Annotated in this window: 19 protein-coding genes; 10 read left to right on the plus strand and 9 right to left on the minus strand. The window is 54.8% G+C overall.

The genetic code is table 11. The features are described from left to right. The first annotated feature begins 30 nt into the window (after positions 1-30). Positions 31-1062, plus strand: a complete 1032-nt coding sequence (locus Dpoa2040_RS17100; protein WP_168642019.1) for a substrate-binding domain-containing protein — start codon at positions 31-33, stop codon at positions 1060-1062. Positions 1063-1110: 48 nt separating this feature from the next. On the opposite strand, the gene rhaD is transcribed toward Dpoa2040_RS17100, so the two are convergent. The 3 genes from rhaD to Dpoa2040_RS17115 form a co-directional block, all read right to left on the minus strand. Further along, positions 1111-1938, minus strand: a complete 828-nt coding sequence (gene rhaD / locus Dpoa2040_RS17105) for a rhamnulose-1-phosphate aldolase (protein ID WP_042868059.1) — start codon at positions 1936-1938, stop codon at positions 1111-1113. A gap of 222 nt (positions 1939-2160) precedes the next feature. Then, positions 2161-3312 carry an iron-containing alcohol dehydrogenase gene (locus Dpoa2040_RS17110; protein ID WP_042868057.1) on the minus strand — a complete coding sequence of 384 codons (1152 nt, stop codon included), beginning with the start codon at positions 3310-3312 and terminating at the stop codon, positions 2161-2163. Between the two features lie 201 nt (positions 3313-3513). Then, complete coding sequence (locus Dpoa2040_RS17115) at positions 3514-4344, minus strand: helix-turn-helix domain-containing protein (protein ID WP_042868055.1); 831 nt, start codon at positions 4342-4344, stop codon at positions 3514-3516. 420 nt (positions 4345-4764) lie between these two features. Between Dpoa2040_RS17115 and rhaB the strand changes: the two genes are divergently transcribed. From rhaB to rhaM, 4 genes are all read left to right on the plus strand, one after another. Continuing rightward, the gene (gene rhaB / locus Dpoa2040_RS17120; protein ID WP_168642020.1) at positions 4765-6237 is read left to right on the plus strand and encodes a rhamnulokinase; all 1473 of its coding nucleotides are present in this window, start codon (positions 4765-4767) and stop codon (positions 6235-6237) included. A 9-nt stretch (positions 6238-6246) separates the two neighbouring features. Continuing rightward, entirely contained in the window at positions 6247-7506 is a 1260-nt protein-coding gene (locus Dpoa2040_RS17125) for an L-rhamnose isomerase (protein WP_042868051.1), read from the plus strand. 132 nt (positions 7507-7638) lie between these two features. After that, a complete protein-coding gene (rhaT, locus tag Dpoa2040_RS17130) occupies positions 7639-8667 on the plus strand; it encodes an L-rhamnose/proton symporter RhaT (protein WP_042868049.1) in 1029 nt (342 codons plus the stop codon). A gap of 25 nt (positions 8668-8692) precedes the next feature. Then, the gene (gene rhaM, locus Dpoa2040_RS17135; protein WP_042868048.1) at positions 8693-9007 is read left to right on the plus strand and encodes an L-rhamnose mutarotase; all 315 of its coding nucleotides are present in this window, start codon (positions 8693-8695) and stop codon (positions 9005-9007) included. A gap of 178 nt (positions 9008-9185) precedes the next feature. Here rhaM and exbD read toward each other — a convergent pair whose 3' ends face one another. Further along, positions 9186-9605: a TonB system transport protein ExbD gene (gene exbD / locus Dpoa2040_RS17140; RefSeq protein ID WP_042868046.1), complete on the minus strand. Its 420-nt coding sequence runs from the start codon at positions 9603-9605 to the stop codon at positions 9186-9188. 4 nt (positions 9606-9609) lie between these two features. After that, positions 9610-10554 (minus strand): tol-pal system-associated acyl-CoA thioesterase, encoded by a 945-nt coding sequence (gene exbB, locus Dpoa2040_RS17145; RefSeq protein WP_371810666.1) that lies wholly within the window; start codon positions 10552-10554, stop codon positions 9610-9612. Positions 10555-10831: 277 nt separating this feature from the next. Here exbB and metC point away from each other — a divergent pair, with 277 nt between their 5' ends. Continuing rightward, on the plus strand, positions 10832-12025 hold the full coding sequence (gene metC, locus Dpoa2040_RS17150; protein ID WP_042868042.1) for a cystathionine beta-lyase: 1194 nt from the start codon (positions 10832-10834) through the stop codon (positions 12023-12025). A 191-nt stretch (positions 12026-12216) separates the two neighbouring features. Then, positions 12217-12876, plus strand: coding sequence for a DedA family protein (locus tag Dpoa2040_RS17155; RefSeq protein ID WP_042868040.1), 660 nt, complete (start codon positions 12217-12219; stop codon positions 12874-12876). 71 nt (positions 12877-12947) lie between these two features. Here the strand turns inward: Dpoa2040_RS17155 and Dpoa2040_RS17160 are convergent, their stop codons facing one another. Continuing rightward, positions 12948-13862 (minus strand): AraC family transcriptional regulator, encoded by a 915-nt coding sequence (locus Dpoa2040_RS17160; RefSeq protein WP_168642021.1) that lies wholly within the window; start codon positions 13860-13862, stop codon positions 12948-12950. A 205-nt stretch (positions 13863-14067) separates the two neighbouring features. Here Dpoa2040_RS17160 and Dpoa2040_RS17165 point away from each other — a divergent pair, with 205 nt between their 5' ends. The 3 genes from Dpoa2040_RS17165 (at position 14068) to dkgA (ending at position 17062) form a co-directional block, all read left to right on the plus strand. Continuing rightward, complete coding sequence (locus tag Dpoa2040_RS17165; protein ID WP_042868037.1) at positions 14068-14808, plus strand: NADPH-dependent oxidoreductase; 741 nt, start codon at positions 14068-14070, stop codon at positions 14806-14808. A gap of 36 nt (positions 14809-14844) precedes the next feature. Then, positions 14845-16008, plus strand: a complete 1164-nt coding sequence (gene yqhD, locus Dpoa2040_RS17170; protein WP_168642022.1) for an alcohol dehydrogenase — start codon at positions 14845-14847, stop codon at positions 16006-16008. 208 nt (positions 16009-16216) lie between these two features. Next, a complete protein-coding gene (gene dkgA / locus Dpoa2040_RS17175) occupies positions 16217-17062 on the plus strand; it encodes a 2,5-didehydrogluconate reductase DkgA (protein ID WP_168642023.1) in 846 nt (281 codons plus the stop codon). Positions 17063-17123: 61 nt separating this feature from the next. Here dkgA and ftsP read toward each other — a convergent pair whose 3' ends face one another. The 3 genes from ftsP to parC all read right to left on the minus strand — a co-directional run bounded on the left by ftsP (position 17124) and on the right by parC (position 21873). Then, positions 17124-18533 carry a cell division protein FtsP gene (ftsP, locus tag Dpoa2040_RS17180; protein ID WP_042868031.1) on the minus strand — a complete coding sequence of 470 codons (1410 nt, stop codon included), beginning with the start codon at positions 18531-18533 and terminating at the stop codon, positions 17124-17126. A gap of 85 nt (positions 18534-18618) precedes the next feature. After that, positions 18619-19356, minus strand: a complete 738-nt coding sequence (locus tag Dpoa2040_RS17185) for a 1-acylglycerol-3-phosphate O-acyltransferase (RefSeq protein WP_042868029.1) — start codon at positions 19354-19356, stop codon at positions 18619-18621. Positions 19357-19596: 240 nt separating this feature from the next. Continuing rightward, on the minus strand, positions 19597-21873 hold the full coding sequence (parC, locus tag Dpoa2040_RS17190) for a DNA topoisomerase IV subunit A (RefSeq protein ID WP_168642024.1): 2277 nt from the start codon (positions 21871-21873) through the stop codon (positions 19597-19599). Positions 21874-21983: the final 110 nt, after the last annotated feature.

Consider the following 21983-nt stretch of genomic DNA (forward strand, 5'->3'; position numbering starts at 1 on the left):
AAAGGCGCATTGTTCTCTGAAGATACTACGGTGAAACCAACCAAGCGCGTCACAATCAGCGACATCGCCAGGCTGGCAGGTGTGTCTAAATCCACCGCCAGTCTGGTTCTCAATGGCCGCAGCAAAGAGTTCCGCGTTTCGGACGAAACCCGCGACCGGGTGCTGGCACTGGCACAACAGCAATGCTATCAGCCCAGCATTCACGCTCGCTCTCTGCGCTCCAACCGCAGCAATACGCTGGGGTTGGTGGTGCCGGAAATGACCAACTATGGTTTTGCGGTGATCTCCCGTGAGCTGGAGTGCCTGTGCCGGGAAGCCGGGTTGCAGTTGCTGATCGCCTGTACCGACGAAAATGCCAGTCAGGAGATGATGGCGGTCAACAGTTTGATTCAGCGTCAGGTAGATGGCTTGATCGTCGCCTCCAGTATGCTGAGCGACGCCGAATACCAGAAGATCAACCAGCAGTTGCCGGTATTACAGTTCGACCGGGCAATCGGCGACTCTGACCTGCCGATGGTGGTGTCTGAAGCGGTGGAATCTACCGCCGCGCTGGTGGAAAACATTGCCCGCCAGCATCAGGACGAATTCTACTTTATTGGCGGTCAGTCCCGCCTGTCGCCCACCCGCGACAGACTGTCCGGCTTTATGCTGGGGCTGGAGCGTGCTGGCATCGAGTGCCGCCCGGAGTGGATTATTCGCGGCAACTATCATTCCAGCGCTGGTTACGAGATGTTCGCCCAACTGTGCGCCAGACTGGGCCGGCCACCCAAAGCGTTATTTACCGCCGCCTGCGGACTGCTGGAAGGGGTGCTGCGTTACCTGAACCAACACAACCTGATGGACTGCGATATGCGGTTGTGCAGCTTTGACGATCACTATCTGTTCGACTGCCTGCCGATGAAAATCGACACCGTAGCGCAGGATTGCGAGACACTGGCGCGCAATAGCTTTGAGATGATCAACACGCTAATTGAAGGGCGTCCGCTGACAGAAAGCCGCATCTACGTCCCAACCCGTCTGCACTGGCGTCATCCGAATTTCCACACCGATCCCCACCGTTAACGGTGATATGGCCGCAGAATAAGGTTAACCGCGGCCATCATCCTGGTATTACAACTTGAATGTTTCTTTAAGCTCTTGCATATCCTGAGTACTCACGCCTTCAGGTTCGAAACCACTGGCCAGGCACATCAGATGCAGTTTGGCCCCTTTATTTGCAACATCTATAAAATCAAACGCCTGCAATGCATCCACACCGGTGGCAACCGCACCGTGTTTTTCCCAGATAGCCACATCATGCTGACGCAACTGCGCTGTGGTGCCGTCCGCCATTTGCTGGCTGCCGGGCATACAGTAAGGCACAATGCCAATCCCGCGTGGAACAAAGGCACGGACTTCCGGCAACATCTGCCAGCAGGCTTGCGTGTAGGAAGCGCTATCATGGGCATAACGTGGATGATGTGACAATGCGATCAATTCTATCGGATGAGTATGCACCACACAGCGATCCGCGAGATTGGCTCGCTGCTTGTCCATGATGATCTCGACGTGGGAGATAAATTCGCTGGTCGGTTTATAATCCGGCTGGCCACGACCACCCCACAGGATGTGATAGCCACGGGCCTGATCATCAATACGCAGTACACAGCCAGCCAGCTCCGGATCGCGCAGTTCGCGGATACGCTCGCCAGTGCCTTTGACAAAAAAAACATGACCGGCACTGTCGGTAGGGAAAGCGCTGCTGCCGCCCACCATTGACAGTGGGCAGTGAGGGAAATCGTCAAGGTTGACCGGTGCGGCACCGAAAATATCAGTCAAATCGACTGAGATGTTGCCGCCGTTGCGCTCAGCCCATTCGCGTTGCCACAGGTAGGTGGAGACTTCGACTACTTTTTCGATTTCAGCCAGTACGGCTGCATTGAGTTCTATGTTGCGCATTACTACCTCTGCTGAACCTGAAGGGACATTAACGTTTGTCATGGTTCTGACTGTACACATTTGCCGACAAACCGACCTCAAACCCTCAGCCAGCAATGACGGTGAGTTGGCAGAATTTTCAAGAGAACTCACAGCACCATCCCATATCATCCTACGGGATGGTGCTATCGCCATCTACACCACAGGACAACCTGTCGCTCCTGGCTAAACGCAGTCTGGTAGTTAAAATGCAGCCTGATACATCGCCAACAATTCAGCCTTGCTGGCCACTCGCGGGGCACAACCAGAACAAGGATCTGCCTGCGCGGCATCAACCCAGCCAGCCAGATCAGCCTCCTTGATGCCAAGCTCACGCAGGCCAGCCGGAATGCCGATAGCAGCAGACAAACTACGGATAGCCTCAATGGCGGCTTTGGCGGCGTCGGCCTGACTCATGCTGTGGGTATCCACGCCCATAGCGGCGGCGATGTCGGCAAAGCGAGCCTCCCGGACCTCCAGGCTGAACTCACACACGACCGGCAGCAAGATAGCGTTGCACACGCCATGCGGCAGGTTATGCGTTGCACCCGGCTGATGAGCCAGCGAATGCACATATCCAAGACCGGCACTGTTGAAAGCCATTCCAGCCAAAAACTGGCCGTGGGCCATCATTTCACGCGCCTTGATATCCTTGCCATTTGCAACGACCTGCGGCAAGAATTCAGCAATCACACGGATGGCAGCCAACGCGGAGTGGTCGGTCAGCGTGTGGGCACCGATGGAAACATAGGCTTCAATTGCGTGAGTCAACGCATCCATGCCGGTGGCCGCCGTCACCGATGCGGGCAAGCCAAGCATCATCGTCGGGTCATTGACTGCGATATCCGGAATCAGCGCCGGATCGATGATGACCATTTTGACCTTGCGGCGGGTATCAGTGATGACAGCATTGCTGGTCACTTCGGCTGCGGTGCCGGAGGTGGTGCTGATGCAAGCCATAAAAGGACCGATATGCACAACGTTGCCAATCCCCTCAAAGTCGTAAATCGTTTTGTCCGGGTTTGCGACCAGAGCACGCACCGCTTTGGCTGTATCAATAGCGCTGCCGCCTCCAAAGCCGATTAGCGTATCGCATTCTCCATCCTTCCAGGCATCCAGAGCAGCATTAGCCACATGGTCGGTCGGGTTGGCCAAAACGCCGTCAAACACCACCGGAGTAAACCCATTGTCACGCAAATCGCTGATTAACCCATCTAGCAGACCAATGGTAATCAGCGCCTTTTCGGTCACGATCAGCGGACGACGAGCCGGTTTGAGAGACATCTGTCGAACAAGTTCGTTCACCGCACCTTCACCAGAAAGGCTGACCTGAGGTAAGCACAGAGAGAAAGCCATAAAATACTCCTTATTATCAATACAATGCTAAAAACCTATCTCATCAGTGGCTTAGCGGTATTGCCGGTACGACATAAAAAGTAAAAGGCTCCTGATGAGATAGGCTCTCAGGATAAAGACAGGGTTATCTTATGCCTGTGGTGGAGGGAAACCTTGAAAACCATGCCAATGGTAAGGTTAATTTTGGCAAAGCATTCAAGATTATTTATAACGCTTGCGGTATTGCAATGGCGTCATATTAAATGCCTGATTAAATTTGCTGGAAAAATAATTGCCGTCGTTAAACCCACACTGAAAGGCAATATCAGTCACTGATTTTTGCGTGTGACTTAACAACCAGGAAGCCCGGCATAAACGAATACGGCCCAGGTAATTATTAGGCGTCAGCCCGGTATGTTCCTGAATACGGCGGTTCAGAGTGCGCATCGGAATGGAAAACCATGCTGATAATTCGTTCCAGTCGATATCTTCACGATAATTTTCATTAATGTAATTAATGAGCGCCATCAACCGTTCTCTGTCGTCCCGCTCCGCATCGCTCATCGTATGTTGCTGGTGCCGAGCCCGATATAACAGTACCGCCAATTGGGACAGCAGCGTCTCAATCATCAGCGATGAATAGGCGTCCTGTTTGTCATTTTCTTCACCAATTTGGGTCAGTAATAACTCACTCTGCTGCTGTATACGGTGACTCAGCAGCATCCCATTCCCCGTCGGGTGGCAGCTTTCCTTAAAAATCTTTTTCAAACCAGCGGCGTTATGGAATTCATCTGGACGAAATAACACGTTGGTAAGACACAAATTTTGCATCTTATCAAACATGTGGCTGTCATCTTCGCCAAGATAAAAAACACTACCGCGACTGATATGTACAGCACGGCCATCAGTAAGATGAATAGCGCAGCCCGATTTCACCAACACCAGTTCATGAAAAGAATGACAGTGCTCAGGAAACGGCTCCTGGGGTGAACGAGGCTGTATACTGATGGGCCGGTTAGTGTCGAAAAAATCGGTCTGTGATAAGCGGAACATGTTTCAATCTCTCATGACGGACACCTCGTGATTACCTGAGTCGCCAAGGTAAGGTCAAACAACAACATCAGGTTCCGTGAACATCTTCACAGAACTTCGTTTTTAACCATTCCGTCTAAAAAGAACACATTCTTGTTGATACAGCCTGGGCTTGTCAGTTAAACCTCCGCGCACTCGGAATGAGTGAAGGAGAGACATCTCCCACCGGTAACCGCCCACGGCAGTTCCGCGCCGAATCAGGCTTCACGAAGCACATTACATCATTCAAAAGTCTTTTATGACATCCATCACATAACTGCCATTAAATTTCATTTCTTGATTTTTATGCCAATCTACCAACCTCTCCTGGCAAGACAAATAAGGTGGCTTACCGGTTCATTTTTTTAAAGTGTCGACATCGTAGATAACGGAGTCGGCACAATGCCAGTGAATATTGCTGCTATAGATTTAGGGGCCTCCAGTGGCCGCGTAATATGGGCCACTTACGATGAGTCTGACGGCAAATTAACGATGCAGGAGATGCATCGATTTGCTAATGGCATGGTCCATCGTCATGGACAAGATTGTTGGGATATTGAAGACCTGCTGCAAAATATTTTGCAAGGCTTGGCCAATATTGATGCCAACGGCATTCGTTTGGATTCGATAGGCATCGATTCCTGGGGTGTGGATTTTGTGCTGCTCGACAAGCACGGCGAGCGCCTGGGCGAAGCGGTCGCTTACCGTGATGAACGGACCGACAGCGTACCTGAACAGATCATGCAGCGAATGTCGGCAGAGGCAATTTACCAGCGTACCGGCATTCAGTTCCTCAAGTTCAACAGCCTGTATCAAATTCAGGCTGTTCTCAATGCCCAACCAGAATGGTTGCCACGCGTCGAGCGCCTGTTACTGATCCCTGATTATCTGCACTACCGCCTGACGGGCAAATTCAGTTGCGAATACACCAACGCCAGCACCAGCCAACTGGTCAATGCCCATACTCGTGACTGGGACCCTGAGCTGGTCGCGTTGCTCGGCCAGGCGGGTGCCTGGTTGCAGCCGTTGACTCCCCCCGGCACCACGCTCGGCGAATGGACCAGCCCGTCAGGATATTCGACCAGAGTGATTCTGCCTGCCACCCACGACACCGGTTCAGCGATTGTCGCCACACCGCTGGAAGGGGCTGGGGCGGCTTACATCAGTTCCGGTACCTGGTCGCTGGTCGGCGTTGAACGCCGCACACCACTGACTGGCGCAGAAGCCCAAGCCATTAACCTAACCAATGAAGGGGGGGCGGATGGCACCTGCCGCGTGCTGAAAAACGTCATGGGTCTGTGGCTGGTGCAGGGTCTGCAAAAACAGTGGCCAGAGTTGGACTTTGTCACCCTGACCGCTATGGCGGATCAAGCGACTCCGTTCGGTTTTCTCATCCAGCCGAATGATGATCGCTTTCTTAATCCACCCTGTATGCACATGGCGATTCAGGATTATTGCAGCGAAACCGGACAGGGTATCCCGCAGACGCCGGCTGAACTGGTGCGCTGCGTCCTCGACAGCCTGGCACTCTGCTACGACGAGGTACTGCGCGAGATAGAGAGCGTCACCGGCGAGCGCATTCATACCCTTCATATCGTTGGCGGCGGTTCGAAAAACCGTGTGCTCAATCGCCTGTGTGCCGACATCTGCCAGCGCACTGTCGTTACCGGCCCTGTCGAGGCATCGGCGCTCGGCAATATCGGCTGGCAGCTTAAAGGACTCGGCATTCTTACGGATCTTGAAGATGTTCGGTGCATGGTACGTCGCAACACACCGTTGGAAACCCTGTTTCCCCGCGAAGTGCCGAACCTGTCCGAACAACGCAAACGCTTTGCGGCGCTGTGCACCGATTCACACATTGAACGTACTCACTGAGGAAGTTGTATGAACCCTAATATCGAAACTGCCTTTACCCTGGCTCGTCAGCAGTATGCCGCGCTCGGTGTGGATGTGGATCACGCTATCGCCACTCTGGCTACCATTCCAGTTTCCATGCATTGCTGGCAGGGAGATGACGTACAGGGCTTCGAAGCTAACGCCGGATCGCTGACCGGCGGCATTCAGGCGACGGGAAATTACCCAGGTAAAGCCCGCAATGCCACAGAACTGCGCCACGATCTGGAACTGGCCATGTCGTTGATCCCTGGCGCCAAACGTCTGAACCTACATGCTATCTATTTAGAATCCGATGTCCCGGTAGCCCGCGACAAGATAGAACCCCGCCATTTCGCCAATTGGGTAGAATGGGCCAGGAAGCAGGCCGTGGGCCTGGATTTCAATCCAAGCTGTTTTTCCCATCCCCTGAGCGCCGATGGCATGACACTCTCTCATCCAGACACCAGCATACGCCAGTTCTGGATTGACCATTGCAAAGCCAGCCGCCGTATTTCAGCTTACTTCGGCAAGGAACTGGGCACCCCGTCGGTAATGAATATCTGGATTCCGGATGGAATGAAGGATTTGCCTGCAGACCGCCTGGGACCGCGCCAGCGTCTGCTCTCCGCTCTTGATGAAGTGCTAACCGAAAAATTTGATGAAGCCCATCACATTGATGCAGTGGAAAGCAAGCTGTTCGGGATTGGCGCGGAGTCTTACACCGTTGGCTCTAACGAGTTCTATATGGGTTATGCCAGTTCACGCGACATCGCACTGTGTCTGGATGCCGGCCATTTCCACCCGACCGAAATCATCAGCGACAAGATCAGCGCCGCGTCGCTGTTTGTCCGCCATCTGCTGCTGCACGTCAGTCGCCCGGTACGCTGGGACAGCGACCATGTGGTGCTTCTGGATGACGAAACACAGGCTATTGCCAACGAAATCGTACGTAACGAACTACTAAATCGCGTACACATTGGCCTCGACTTCTTCGATGCCTCGATAAACCGCGTCGCCGCCTGGGTGATCGGCACCCGCAACATGAAAAAAGCGTTGCTGCGTGCCTTGCTTGAGCCGATCACCCGCTTACGCCGCGCTGAGCAAGAAGGCGATTACGCCACACGTCTGGGATTGATGGAAGAAACCCGCAGTCTTCCGTGGCAAGCGGTATGGGATTACGTCTGTGCCAGCGAAAACGTTCCGGTCGGCGCTGACTGGCTCAAGGTGGTTAAACAGTACGAACAAGACGTCCTGCACTTCCGCAGTTGACAACGTCAAGCAGAACAGGATGCCCAGCCTGCGTCGGGCATCCAAACATTCAAAAAAGCAATGCCATAACCAAACCCGTGCCCTCTCACGGGCAAAACAAACACAATAAAACCCTACGCAAAGGAACCTCTTATGTCCGCAATTGTTTCTGGAATCGGTTGGCACCTGGTCGGTGCCGCCTCAGCCGCATCCTTTTATGCACCCATCAGCAAAGTCCGTAAATGGTCCTGGGAAACCACATGGGCGTTTGCCGGTCTGTTTTCCTGGATTCTGGCACCCTGGCTTGTCACCTCCATGCTGATCCCGGATTTCGCCACGTTTTATAGTGTGGTAGATAACAAGGCTTTCTGGGGAATGTTCCTGTTCGGCGCGATGTGGGGAGTGGGTAACGTCAATTACGGTCTCACGATGCGTTACCTTGGTATGTCGCTTGGTATCGGCATTGCTATAGGTGTCACGTTGGTGGTCGGCACCCTGATGCCACCAATCTTGCGTGGCGAGTTTGGTCATTTGATTACCACATCCAGCGGCCAGATAACCATACTGGGCGTCTTCGTTGCGCTGATCGGTATCGGTATCGTGACCTGGGCAGGTCACCTGAAGGAAATGGTGCTCGGTACCACGACTCAGGAATTCAACCTGAAAAAAGGGTTATTCCTGGCTGTCATGTGCGGCATCTTCTCATCTGGTTTTGCTTTTGGCCTGGAAGCAGCGGCCCCTATCAAGCAAGCATCGCTGAATCTAGGTATCAATCCGCTGTACGCCATGCTGCCGAGCTACGGCATCATTATGGGCGGCGGCGCAATTGTGAACATGGCTTACTGCTTTGTTCGTCTGGCGACCCGTCCAGAGCTGTCGATGCGCAACGATCTGTCTCAACCGGTGCGGAGCTTGTTGATCAATGGATTGCTGGCGGCGACGGGTGGCATTATGTGGTATCTGCAATTCTTTTTTTATGCCTGGGGCGAGGCCAGCATTCCGGAACATCTGTCTTTCGTGAACTGGATGCTGCATATGAGCGGCTACGTGCTGTGCGGTGGAATTGTCGGCCTGCTACTAGCGGAATGGAAAGACGTGGGTTCTCGTCCGGTTCGCATCCTGAGTCTTGGCATGTTAGTGATAGTCGGAGCGGCTAATCTGGTCGGTATGGGTATGGCCTGAACAGCCAGAAAATAAGGAATAGATCATGATTCGAAAGGCATTTTTGATGTCGATTCAGCCCGGACAAGATGCGGAATACCGCCGCCGTCATGACGAGATCTGGCCGGAACTCGCCGCCACACTTAAAGCACATGGCGCTCACAACTACAGTATCTTCCTCTTCCCGCAAACATCGCAGTTGTTTGCCTATGTCGAGATTGAAAGTGAAGAACGCTGGAACGCCGTGGCTAGTACAGACATCTGCAAGGCATGGTGGGCTTATATGAAAGACATTATGCCTGCCAACCCGGATAACAGCCCGGTCAGTCATGAACTGTCCGAGATGTTTCATCTGGCATAAGTGGTCCATTCAGTATCAATAAGCGTAAGCGCGTATCAGGCTGTGTCACGTATTTATGTTGGGGCACAGCCTGTATACGTAAAACTGACAAAAACAGTAGTAAGCATCTCTGGCAGTTTATTGACAGGTTGCAGGCAACCTAACCTCATCTACTCGATTTCAGTAAGTAAAACGCGTCTTAGCGCACTTTCTCCGCTCCCATCAGACCGATTTTGAGATACCCCGCGTCACGCAGCGAATCCATCATCCGCATCAGGGTTTCATAGTCCACGCTTTTATCTGCCTGAAAGAAAATAGTGGTGTCTTTATTACCCTGCGTTTTGGCTTCCAGCACCTGAGCCAACGTGGCCTCGGTTACCGCATCGTCGCCCAGATAGAGCTGTTTATCCGCCTTCACCGTCAGGAACACCGGCTTTTGCGGGCGAGGCTGCGGCGTAGCGCTGGATGCAGGCAGGTTGACCCGCACGTCTACCGTCGCCAGCGGTGCTGCCACCATAAAGATGATTAACAACACCAGCATGACATCGATGAACGGCGTCACGTTGATGTCATGCATTTCACCGTTTTCACTCTGCCCGTCGTTCAGATGCATCGCCATCGGCTTACCCTACCCGTAACTGATGCGCCGGTGAAGGAGAAGGCTTGCCGACACTGGCGGCAATATCCAAATCGCGGTTTTGCAGCAGCAGAATCTGCGCAGCCACATCGCTGACCATCGCTTTGTAACTGGCCGTCCAGCGCGCAAACACGTTGTAAATGACCACGGCCGGAATCGCCGCCACCAGACCGATGGCCGTCGCCAGCAGGGCTTCGGCAATACCCGGCGCTACCACCGCCAGATTGGTCGTCTGAGACTGGGCGATGCCGATAAAACTATTCATAATGCCCCAAACCGTGCCGAACAGGCCGACAAACGGCGCGATGGCGCCCACCGTTGCCAGATAACCGGTTCCGCGGCCCATCTGACGCCCAACAGCCGCTACCCGACGCTCAAAGCGAAACGCAGTGCGCTCCTTGATGCCGTTATTGTCGTCGGAACGCTCGGACAAGGTCTGCTCATTACGGGCGTCAGCCAACAGTTGCAGCGACACGCTACCGGGCTTGAACACGGCGGCAATATCCGCCGCGTCATCCAGCGTACGAGCATCATCCAACGCCTGATATTCAAGACGAATACGATTTTTGGCACCCATCAGGCTGGCGCTTTTGCCAAAGAAAATCGCCCAGGTGACCACCGATGCCAGCAACAAGCCAATCATCACCACTTTTACTACTACGTCAGCGTGCTGATACATTCCCCATACGGAGAGATCAGTGCTCATCAGGCTACCGACGGCTCCTGTCGGCGGCAGCACAGAGGGTGCGCCTGCTGCGGCTACGGTCGTGCCGGTCGTTATCGGTGTCGATGCGGGTGCTGCCAGCGCATTACCGGTGATACCCAGTAAAACGAACGCCATCACGCGATGCATAACGCCACCGAACACCAGGCCGGGCTGACACCGGACTGAAGATCCCCGTTGGTTACTATTCTTATCAGCCGTATACACGCTGTGCCTCCACCCATCATTCTCATGCAACCGTTAATCCGGCGAAAATGATACCAAACCTGGAATTAATTGATAGTCGTTCTCATTATTATTTGCATATTTTACTGCGCGATTTTCCCTAACGCCGTCATCTTGCTCCATGCTTGACATCGCGTCAGTAACATTTTCATCTTAAAACATTTTCATCTTAACAATAAAAGCCGCCCCCTATGCTTACAGCCGTGATAACGTACAGAGATATGGACGCAAGGAATGTTTGAGCTACAGGTAACGCCGTATGACGAGTAAAAAAATCGCCACCGCGATGGTGGCCGCCGGGCGCAGCAAGCGCGTCACCCAAGGGGCAGTCAACCCGGTGATTCAACGTGCCTCTTCACTGGTATTCGACAGCGTACAGGATAAGAAACAGGCTGCTATCAACCGTGCCAAGGGTGCCTTGTTTTATGGCCGTCGCGGCACCCTGACCCATTTCGCCTTTCAGGACGCCATGACCGAACTGGAAGGCGGCGCGGGCTGCGCGCTGTACCCCTGCGGCGCAGCAGCGACTGCCAACGCCATCGTCTCATTTGTCTCGGCGGGCGATCACCTGCTGGTCACCGGTTCCGCTTACGAACCGACGCAGGATCTGTGTAACAACGTGCTGAGCAAAATGAACATCAGCACCACCTTTTTCGATCCCATGATTGGCGGGAACATCGCCAGCCTGATCCAACCCAATACCAGAGTGGTATTTCTGGAATCACCCGGTTCCATCACCATGGAAGTGCAGGATGTTCCGGCGATTGTTGCGGCGGTTCGTCGCGTTAACCCGGATATCGTGATTATCATCGATAACACCTGGGCTGCCGGCGTGTTGTTCCGCCCGCTTGACCTTGGCGTAGACATCTCAATTCAGTCCGGCACCAAATATATCTGCGGTCACTCCGACACCATGATTGGCACCGCCGTCGCCAACACGCGCTGTTGGGACCAACTACGCGAGCAGTCTTACCTGATGGGGCAAATGGCCGACGCCGACAGCGCTTACATGGCCAGCCGCGGACTGCGCACGCTCCAGGTCCGGTTGCAGCAGCATCAGGAAAACGGCCTGCGCATAGCGCGCTGGCTGGCGAATCGCCCGGAAGTGGCGACGGTGAATCATCCGGCGCTCCCCAGTTGCAAAGGGCATGAATTCTTCGTACGGGACTTTAGCGGCAGTAACGGTCTGTTCTCGTTTGTACTGAAAGAGCAACTGAGCAGAGCACAACTGGCTCATTATCTTGACCATTTCAACCACTTTCACATGGCCTATTCCTGGGGTGGCTTCGAATCGCTGATTCTGGCTAACCAGCCGCAAGAACTGGCGGCGATTCGCCCGGCTGGCGGTGTTGACTTTACCGGTACGCTGATACGGTTGCATATCGGCCTGGAAGATTGCGACGATCTGGAAGCCGACCTGGACGCAGGTTTCAGGAGATTGCAGGAAATGTGACGCCACTACCTCACCGGTCCCCTGATGCTACTGTGGTAAATCAGGCAAAACGTATATGATGAACAGCAACAACGATGAGAATGTGTTTACCTTTTTTACCCTATTTTACCCTATTCTGATGCTCGTTTTTCCGGCTCAGCGCGGCGTAGAGACGCGGCTTCAGGGGTTACAAAAACCAGACAGGATGAAATATGAGTGTTGTTCATGAAATAATCCAGGCGCTGTGGCAGCAAGACTTCAGCGTACTGTCCAATCCACAGGTGATATGGTGGGTTTATGGCGTGCTGTTTACCACCCTGTTTCTTGAAAATGGGTTATTGCCTGCTTCCTTCCTGCCGGGCGACAGCCTGTTATTGTTGAGCGGCGCGCTGATCGCCAAAGGCGTGATGAGCTTCATTCCCGCCACAATCATGCTGACCGTGGCTGCCAGTCTCGGTTGCTGGTTGAGCTACCTGCAAGGGCGCTGGCTGGGCGACACCCCGCTGGTGAAGAAATGGTTACACCAGTTGCCAGACCAGTATCACCAACGTACCCACAATCTGTTCCAGCAGCATGGGTTGGCTGCGCTGCTGGCAGGCCGTTTTCTGGCGTTTGTACGCACTCTGCTGCCAACCATCGCCGGCATTTCCGGACTCAACAGCACCCGCTTTCAGATTTTCAACTGGCTGAGCGGTTTTCTATGGGTCACCGGCATCATTACCATGGGTTACTCCCTCAGCCAGATTCCGCTGGTGAAGCGTTATGAAGACCAGTTCATGACCGTTTTGTGCATCCTGCCGCTGGTGCTGCTATTGAGCGGTCTGGTGGGGATGTTGCTGGTAGTCTGGCGTAAAAAACGCGCTATGGCCTGAGAAAAAACGGCGTAGCAAACGGTACGTACTGTGCGAGTTGGCGTGTGCTGATCACGCCAACGCCAGGCAATTTAGTTGCTCTCCACCATACCCGCTCCTGAACGTAGCCGGTTCACTTCATCACCCGGCGTAGCACCAAAGAAGCGCTTGAACTCGCGGCTGAACTGCGAAGGGCTTTCATAACCTACCTGCATTGACGCCGTATTCGCCTTCAACCCGTCATGCACCATCAATAAACGTGCCTTGTGCAACCGGTAAGACTTCAGGTACTGCACCGGTGATGTGTTGGTCACCGCCTTGAAGTTATGGTGAAACGCCGACACACTCATGTTCACCTCCAGTGCCAGACGCTCCACGTTCAGGTTCTCTGCGTAATGATTTTCGATATAGCGCAGCGCACGGGCAATCTGGCTGAAATGGCTGTAGCGGTTCATCAGCGCTTGCAGTGAATCGCCGCAAGGTCCGCACAACACATGATAAAGCACTTCACGCACAATCCACGGACCCAGCACTCTGGCGTCGCGGGGATGCGCCATCGCCTCAAGCAGCCGTTCCGTCGCACACAAGATTGCCTCGTTAAGCGGCACACTGCTGATACCAGCGGTGTCAGGCCGCCGTTTTTCGCTACAACCGTCATCACCCATCTCAATCAACAGGTCTTGTAGCATTGGGATATCCACCCGAATGGAAATACCGACCAGCGGATTTTCCGGGCTGGCAAAATTTTCACACTCGAACGGCAGCGGCACCGTCATCAGCAGGTAGTTATCCGGGTCATACTGGAAGACTTTGTCGCCCATATACCCCACTTTATGCCCCTGAAAAATGATCACGATGCAAGGGTCATACAGCACTGGCGCCCGCGCAATGTGGCGGTCGGCGTAAATCACCCTCACCTGTGGAATCGGTGTCTGGCTAACGCCATTCCCTCTGGTATGCAACATCGCCAGATTGACTACACGCTGGCGTGAACTCGGATTCTGCATAGTATTCATCTCTTACTGACAACCGAAATAAAGTGACATATCCCGGCAATAGAATCACCCTTTTCTACGGATTCTTGCAGAAACAGGCAATACATAGCGAGAAATGAGCATTGCTGGAATACCAGTAGCAGCCGAGAATAAAATCCATCGCCACACCATTGTGGTCAGCATGGTTTTACCTCTGCCATGTATACAAGGAATCCACATGAATCACACTATTGAGCTACTCACGCAGCACCGCAGCGAACGCAGTTATCTGGATAAACCCATTCCGGAAGAGGTGCTGTCCGCCATTATCGACAGCGCACATCTGGCGCCTACGTCGGTGAATTCACAGCAAGTTTCCATCGTAGTGGTCCGCGACCCGGCGCGGCGCGCCCGCATCGCAGAGCTGGCAGGGGGGCAGCCCTGGATTGCACAGGCTCCGGTATTCCTCACGCTGGTGCTGGACATGCATAAAACCGCAACCGGCATCGCCATGAGCGGCAACACGCAGCACGCGCATGAGAGTGTTGAAAGCATTATTTCTGGTGCAACCGATGTGGGTATCGCGCTGGGTACCTTGATCGCTGCTGCGCACTCCTTTGGTCTTGGCATCGTACCGATAGGCGGTGTGCGCCGTAATCCGCAAGCGATGATCGAACTGCTGGAACTGCCGTCGCTGACATTCCCGGTGGCAGGGCTGGTATTGGGCTACGTAGATAAACCTGCGCACCAGAAACCACGCCTGCCGCTGGAAACCTTTCGTCATGAAGAGGTTTACCGCACCGGGCCGCTGGCGGCAGCAATCGAACAATACAATCACACCCTGATTAATCACTGGAAGCAAACGGGACGCAGCGATGGCGATGCCTGGGGGAGTAATACCGCCGGTTACTATCAACACGTCTATTTCCCCCATGTCCTGCCTGCGTTGTTGCAGCAAGGCTTCAAACTGGACCAGTAGTACTGTGGACCAGTAATACTATTAAGGGAGTTAACCATGCAGAACTTTACGCTTCATACCCCAACCAAAATCCTGTTCGGCGAAGGACAAATCGCCGGGCTGGCTGACCAGATACCGGCAGATGCCCGTATTCTTGTCACCTACGGCGGCGGCAGCATCAAGAAAAACGGCGTGTTTGATCAGGTGACCAACGCGTTGAAAGGCCGTAACGTACTGGAGTTTTCCGGTATTGAACCCAACCCCACCTACGAAACGCTCATGAAAGCAGTGGAGATTGTCCGCAAGGAAAAAATCGACTTCCTGCTGGCCGTAGGCGGCGGTTCGGTGGCAGATGGCACTAAATTCATCGCAGCGGCGGCACACTACACCGCCGCTGACGACCCCTGGCACATCCTGCAAACCTGGGGCGCGCATATCGACACCGCCATTCCGCTGGGCGTGGTGCTGACCCTGCCGGCGACGGGTTCTGAATCCAACAGTGGCGCAGTGATCACCCGTAAGAGCAGCGGTGACAAACAGGCGTTCATGAATCCGCTGGTATGTCCGCGCTTTGCAGTGCTCGACCCGGTCGTCACCTATACCTTGCCTGAACGTCAGATAGCCAACGGCGTGGTGGATGCCTTCGTCCATACCGTCGAGCAGTACCTGACCTACCCGGTGAACGCCAAAGTACAGGACCGCTTCGCCGAAGGTCTGTTGCTGACGCTGATTGAAGAAGGTCCGCGTGCGCTGAAAGAGCAGCAAAACTACGATGTGCGCGCCAACGTAATGTGGAGTGCCACCATGGCGCTCAACGGCCTTATCGGTGCTGGCGTGCCGCAAGACTGGTCTACCCACATGCTGGGCCATGAGATCACCGCCATGCATGGGCTGGATCACGCTCAAACGCTGGCTATCGTACTACCGGCGATGCTCAATGAGCGCCGCGTCCAGAAACGTGAAAAGCTGCTGCAATACGCCGAGCGCGTCTGGAACCTGCGTGACGGCACGCAAGACCAGCGTATTGATGCGGCGATTGCGGCTACCCGCGCCTTCTTCGAGCAGATGGGCGTACCGACTCGCCTGTCAGACTACCAGTTAGACGGCAGTTCCATTCCGGCGATGGTGGCGAAGCTCAACGAGCACGGCATGACTACGTTGGGTGAGCGCCAGGACATCTCGCTGGATATCAGCAAACGCGTGTATGAGGCCGCCCGCTAACCCCGCCAGACTGACTTTTCGACTATACTTAAGACAGTGCCGCGACAGGCGTGCAGGCACTGTCTGAGGTGAAAGATCAATTTTGGTGTGAAAAACCGTCCCGATACGCCGCCGTTTTGGCGGCGTTGTTCTCTCATCGCTATCTTGCCGCCACGCCGCCAGACTCCTCCACGGCCAGGCGCTAAAGGCGCACAACAAGGAGAATGACATGACAATGCAACCTCTGGTCAAACTGGCTGACGGCAATATCATGCCCCAACTGGGGCTTGGCGTCTGGCAAGCCAGCAATGAACAAGCTACCGCCGCCGTTACCGAAGCCCTGAATATCGGTTATCGCGCCATTGATACCGCCGCCATTTATAAAAATGAAGTGGGCGTCGGCAAAGCGTTACAAGCAACGGCTATCCCGCGCAGCGATATTTTCATCACCACCAAACTATGGAACAGCGATCAGGCGCATCCGCGTCAGGCGCTGGAGGAAAGTCTGCGCAAACTGCAACTGGAGTACGTTGACCTGTATCTGATCCATTGGCCGCTGCCGGAGCAGAATACCTACGTTGAAGCCTGGCGCGGATTACTCAATCTCAAGGAGCAGGGCTTGACGAAAAGCGTCGGCGTCTGCAACTTCAACCCTCACCATCTGCAACGCCTGAAAGAGGAAACGGGTGTAATGCCGGTCATCAATCAGGTAGAACTGCATCCACTTTTCCAACAGCGCATGTTGCATACCTGGAACACCACACATTACATTCAGACCGAATCCTGGAGTCCGCTGGCGCAAGGCGGAGAAGGCCTATTTGACCACCCGGTGATCCACGCGCTGGCGAAAAAATACGACAAGACACCGGCGCAGATCGTGATTCGCTGGCACCTGGACAACGGTTTGGTGGTGATCCCTAAATCCGTTACACCGGCGCGTATTCGGGAAAATTTCGCGGTATTTGATTTCCGGCTGGAGAAAGAAGAGTTGAGCGACATGGCTGCGCTCGATTGCGGCAAGCGACTGGGACCGGACCCGGATCAACCACGTACCGATGCGCCGCGCAAAGACTGATACCAAATCGATTGTGTTCAAATCGATTGTGTTATGGTGCCCCGCGCCCTGAGCGCGGGCATCAGGGCTGAACCACCAGTTGGCCGGTAGAGCCGCGGTCCGCCATTTCCAGCGTATGGCTGTAATACAGAAACGGGAACTGCGACGTGGAGAACTGGCTGAAATACACCAGCAGTTCGACATCATTTTCCACCCACACCGTATCTTTCCAGCCGCTGTCTTCCGGTGGCGTCAGGCCGCCGTTCACGCTGCGTACCAAAAACGCCGCCCCTTGAATATGAAAAGGCTGCGGTTGATCGGCATGAACGATCCAACGCTCATAACGCCCGACCTGCGTTTGTACATCCACGCGGCTCATGTCCCACACCGCGCCATTGATGCCAGGCAGGCTATCACCGAGGCGGAATTCACGCGTCCGGCTGACTGCACCGTCAATCAAATTATCGGTTAGTAAGCGCATCGGCAGGGTGTTGGTCACCAGCGGCATCAGGCCGGTAGGCCGCAAAGTTAATACCGCTGAAGACACCAGAATAGTCGAAGGTTCGAACAAGCCACGCAGCCGCTGCATGATGCTGGCGGACTCGCCGGCGGTCAATGTCACCTCGTCGCCCTGAGACATATCGATCAACACTTCGCGGCGCTCGCCGGGCGCTAGCGAAAGCTGATTCAGCGCCATCGGCGCGGGCAGAAAACCTTGATCGTTGGCGATAAGGCTCATCGGTCGTCCGTCGCTCATACGCATCACATAGCGGCGAGCGTTGGAAGCATTGAGCAGGCGCAGACGTACCCAGCCGCGGGAGACCTCCACATACGGGTTCTGTGCGCCGTTCACCAGCAACGTATCCCCGATGAAGCCGCCGTTGGCTGGCGGGTTGTACAACGGCGCGCCGAAATTATCCAGGCGCTTATCCTGAATAATCAGCGGGAAATCATCCACGCCGTAATGATTGGGAATCGGCAGCGACTTGCTGAGGTTGTCCTCCACCAGCCACAGGCCAGCCAGGCCGTTATAGACGTGAGGCGCCATGCGATTGGGCGTATTGGCGTGATACCAGCAGGTGGCCGCCGCCTGACGAACCGGCAGCACTGGCGACCAGTCCATATTCGGCTGAATCATACGGCCCGCACCGCCCATCAACGACCCCGGAACCTGTAAACCGCTCACGGTCATCGCCACCGGCTCATTAAGACGGTTGCTGTAGACCAGCTTCGCATCATCATCACTGAACACGCGTACCGTCGGGCCAAGATAACGACCGTTAAATCCCCATACCGGATTTTTTCGCTCGCCGGAGAATGACCAGTGCGCCCGTTGCATAGTCAGAAAGACCGGCTGCCCTCGACGGGACTCCAGCAAAGGTGGAACGGGAAGAGGGTTTTTCCCGCCATCGGCTCTGGCGGTCAGCGGCATTGCACCCGCGCATAGCGCAATACCCGATGCCTGAATAAACTGACGCCGACTCAATGACATAATGACTCCCAAAACCTGTTCAACCCTTTATTCCATTTCAGGCCGTAATGCTTCCCGCACGCTTACCGTACCTGCTCGCGTTGGTTCAGCGTTTTTCCGCCGCTTCACGTTGCGCGACTTCAGCGTCCAACTGGGCAATTTTCGCCGCCATCAGGTCATGGCAATAAGCCGCCAGTTCACGTACTTGATCTTTTCCGTAGGCACTGCAATCCACCGGCGGCAATATCTCAACAATCACATGGCCGTTGTTCCAGCGGTTTAGTTTCACTTTGTTGTGAGTGCTGGACACACAGATAGGCACCACCGGCACCCCGGCGGCAATCGCGGCATGGAAAGCGCCGGTTTTGAATGGCATCAAGCCGCGCCCACGGCTTCGTGTGCCTTCCGGAAACATCCACACCGAAATATTGCGCTCTTTAATATGCTCCACCACCTGTGAGATGGTGCTATGCGCCTTGGCTTTATTATCCCGGTCAATCAACAAGTTGCCAGACAACCAGTACAACGGACCGAAAAACGGTATCCACACCAGACTCTTCTTGCCTACCGTTACGGTACGCGGCATCACCACATTCGCTGCCGTCACCATGTCGTAGTTGTTCTGATGATTGGCGATATAGATGCAGTTGCCGTCAAAGTCGGCAGCGTGCGGATAACGCAGCTCCACCTTAAGACCAAATACCACCGACAGATGTCCGAACAGACGACCAAACCGGGCAACATGACGGGGATCTCTCGGCGTAAACAGGCAATAGACAAACCCAGCCAGGCAAACCACTACGGAAAAAACCGTCACCACCAAAAAGCGGAAAATGAATAACATAACAACCTCATTAGCCAACAGCCGCCGCTAGTATAACGGCTTCGCGCTAAAACACACGGCGAACCTTGCCACAGCAGACCCTGTTCTCTACCCGAAAGCAGCCACCGGACGGACAGGGAATGACGAAAAGGAACCGCGACGGGAAATGCCATCTCCGCGTCGGTACCCACTGGAAAGAAGGTATGCCTCGATCACAGTCCGCCGCACGCAACGGCGGGCTGTGATCCTGCGCAAGAAAGATTATTCTTCGCTACTATCGACATTCACAATGCCAATTGGCACGTCAATCTCGATGCGATCAACTCGCTGCAAACCACGCGGCAGCGCCGTGCCTTTACAACCCCGGCTGGCCTGAAACTTCTGCAATTCTTCCGGACGCAACGAATATTTGCGCTTGCCAGCATACAGCGTAACGGAGGATTGCGGCGCAATCGCCATCAGCCACAATATCCGATCATCGCCGCTGGCAAGCTGCGCTGCGGGGATTGAGACGATCTTATTGCCCTTACCCTTAGACAGCTCCGGCAGGTCGGCGACCGGGAACAGCAGCATACGACCGGCAGCAGTGACGGTCAGCAACAGGTCATCGTCACGCTGCAGCTCCAACGGCGGCAACACCCGCGCGTTATCCGGCAGGGTCAGCACCGCTTTCCCTACCCGATTGCGCGCTACCAGATCGGCAAAGGTACAGATAAAGCCATAGCCCGCGTCGGATGCCAGCAACAACCGCTGGTTATCTGATGCCATCAATACCTGCTCAATAGCGGCACCCGGCGGCAACGTCAGTTTACCGGTCAGCGGTTCGCCCTGACCACGCGCCGATGGCAGCGTGAGCGGGTCCAGCGCATAACTGCGCCCGGTCGAATCCATGAACACCACCGGCTGGTTGCTCTTGCCGCGGGCAGCGGCACGATAAGCGTCGCCCGCTTTATAACTCAGACCGGACGGGTCGATGTCGTGCCCCTTAGCACTCCGCACCCAGCCCATTTCCGACAGCACGATAGTCACCGGTTCAGACGGCGACAAGTCATGCTCGCTCATAGCTTTGGCTTCGCCGCGCTCATGCAACGGCGAACGGCGCTCATCGCCGTAGGCTTTGGCGTCTTCCTGAATCTCTTTCTTCAGCAGGGTGTTCATCTTGCGCTCTGAGGCCAGCAACGCCTGAATTTGATCGCGCTCTTTAGCCAGATTGTCCTGCTCACCGCGAATCTTCACCTCCTCCAGCTTGGCCAGATGACGCAACTTCAGTTCCAGAATGGCTTCAGCCTGGGTGTCGCTCAGGCCGAACTTTGCCATCAGCACCGGCTTTGGTTCATCTTCGTTGCGGATGATATGGATAACGTCATCGATATTCAGGAACGCAATCAGCAAACCTTCCAGAATATGCAGACGCTTAAGGACCTTATCCAGCCGGAAGTTCAGACGACGACGCACGGTGTCGCGTCGGAACGCCAGCCACTCGATCAGGATTTCTCGCAGCCCTTTCACGCCGGGGCGACCATCCAGACCGATCATGTTCATGTTGATGCGGTAGCTTTTTTCCAGATCGGTAGTGGCGAACAGGTGATTCATTACCTGATCCAGATCGATGCGGTTGGAACGCGGCACCAGCACCAGCCGGGTCGGGTTCTCATGATCGGACTCATCGCGCAGATCGTCGATCATCGGCAGTTTCTTGGCGCGCATCTGGCTGGCGATCTGCTCCAGCACCCGTGCACCCGAAACCTGATGCGGCAACGCGGTGATCACCACACTGCCGTCCTCTTTTTTCCATACCGCCCGCATACGCACCGAACCACGGCCACTTTCGTACATTTTGCGAATTTCGTCGCGCGGGGTGATGATTTCCGCTTCGGTCGGGAAATCCGGTCCCTGCACGTGACGCAGCAGTGCCTCCAGCGGCGTGTCAGACTCGTCAATCAACGCCATTGCCGCTGCCGCCACCTCGCGCACGTTATGCGGTGGAATATCGGTCGCCATACCGACCGCGATGCCGGTGGTGCCATTGAGCAGAATGTTAGGCAGACGGGCAGGCAGCATCTTCGGCTCCTGCAACGTGCCGTCAAAGTTCGGCACATAATCCACCGTGCCCTGCCCCAGCTCGCCCAGCAGCACTTCGGCATACTTCGACAAACGAGACTCGGTATAACGCATGGCGGCGAACGATTTGGGGTCATCCGGCGCCCCCCAGTTACCCTGACCATCCACCAGCGGGTAGCGGTAGGAGAAGGGTTGCGCCATCAGCACCATCGCTTCGTAACAAGCGCTGTCCCCATGTGGATGATATTTACCCAGCACGTCGCCCACCGTACGGGCGGATTTTTTGAATTTGGCGCTGGCGCTCAGCCCCAGTTCGGACATCGCATACACGATACGACGCTGAACCGGCTTGAGTCCGTCGCCAATAAAAGGGAGCGCCCGATCCATGATGACGTACATGGAGTAGTTGAGGTAGGCATTCTCAGTAAATGTGTGCAGCGCAAGACGCTCTGCGCCGTCATGAGTCATGTCACTCATTGATAATCCTTAAACCGTGGCGTGTCGCCATGTTCAAAACTCTCTATTTTCATGCGTCAGTCTGTGCATCATCTACACACTGACTGGCTCGCCCGGACGCACCCCAGCCC

It is taken from the genome of Dickeya sp. CFBP 2040, assembly GCF_012273755.1.
Classification (GTDB): domain Bacteria; phylum Pseudomonadota; class Gammaproteobacteria; order Enterobacterales; family Enterobacteriaceae; genus Dickeya; species Dickeya poaceiphila.

Excerpts from the sequence above, each read along its gene's own strand:
- Dpoa2040_RS17125 (WP_042868051.1), top strand. The coding sequence starts at position 6,247 with ATGAACCCTAATATCGAAACTGCCTTTACCCTGGCTCGTCAGCAGTAT.
- rhaD (WP_042868059.1), bottom strand. The coding sequence starts at position 1,938 with ATGCGCAACATAGAACTCAATGCAGCCGTACTGGCTGAAATCGAAAAA.
- metC (WP_042868042.1), top strand. The coding sequence starts at position 10,832 with ATGACGAGTAAAAAAATCGCCACCGCGATGGTGGCCGCCGGGCGCAGC.
- Dpoa2040_RS17155 (WP_042868040.1), top strand. The coding sequence starts at position 12,217 with ATGAGTGTTGTTCATGAAATAATCCAGGCGCTGTGGCAGCAAGACTTC.
- Dpoa2040_RS17185 (WP_042868029.1), bottom strand. The coding sequence starts at position 19,356 with ATGTTATTCATTTTCCGCTTTTTGGTGGTGACGGTTTTTTCCGTAGTG.
- rhaM (WP_042868048.1), top strand. The coding sequence starts at position 8,693 with ATGATTCGAAAGGCATTTTTGATGTCGATTCAGCCCGGACAAGATGCG.
- Dpoa2040_RS17110 (WP_042868057.1), bottom strand. The coding sequence starts at position 3,312 with ATGGCTTTCTCTCTGTGCTTACCTCAGGTCAGCCTTTCTGGTGAAGGT.
- Dpoa2040_RS17165 (WP_042868037.1), top strand. The coding sequence starts at position 14,068 with ATGAATCACACTATTGAGCTACTCACGCAGCACCGCAGCGAACGCAGT.
- rhaB (WP_168642020.1), top strand. The coding sequence starts at position 4,765 with ATGCCAGTGAATATTGCTGCTATAGATTTAGGGGCCTCCAGTGGCCGC.
- yqhD (WP_168642022.1), top strand. The coding sequence starts at position 14,845 with ATGCAGAACTTTACGCTTCATACCCCAACCAAAATCCTGTTCGGCGAA.
- Dpoa2040_RS17115 (WP_042868055.1), bottom strand. The coding sequence starts at position 4,344 with ATGTTCCGCTTATCACAGACCGATTTTTTCGACACTAACCGGCCCATC.
- rhaT (WP_042868049.1), top strand. The coding sequence starts at position 7,639 with ATGTCCGCAATTGTTTCTGGAATCGGTTGGCACCTGGTCGGTGCCGCC.
- parC (WP_168642024.1), bottom strand. The coding sequence starts at position 21,873 with ATGAGTGACATGACTCATGACGGCGCAGAGCGTCTTGCGCTGCACACA.
- dkgA (WP_168642023.1), top strand. The coding sequence starts at position 16,217 with ATGACAATGCAACCTCTGGTCAAACTGGCTGACGGCAATATCATGCCC.
- ftsP (WP_042868031.1), bottom strand. The coding sequence starts at position 18,533 with ATGTCATTGAGTCGGCGTCAGTTTATTCAGGCATCGGGTATTGCGCTA.
- Dpoa2040_RS17160 (WP_168642021.1), bottom strand. The coding sequence starts at position 13,862 with ATGCAGAATCCGAGTTCACGCCAGCGTGTAGTCAATCTGGCGATGTTG.
- exbD (WP_042868046.1), bottom strand. The coding sequence starts at position 9,605 with ATGGCGATGCATCTGAACGACGGGCAGAGTGAAAACGGTGAAATGCAT.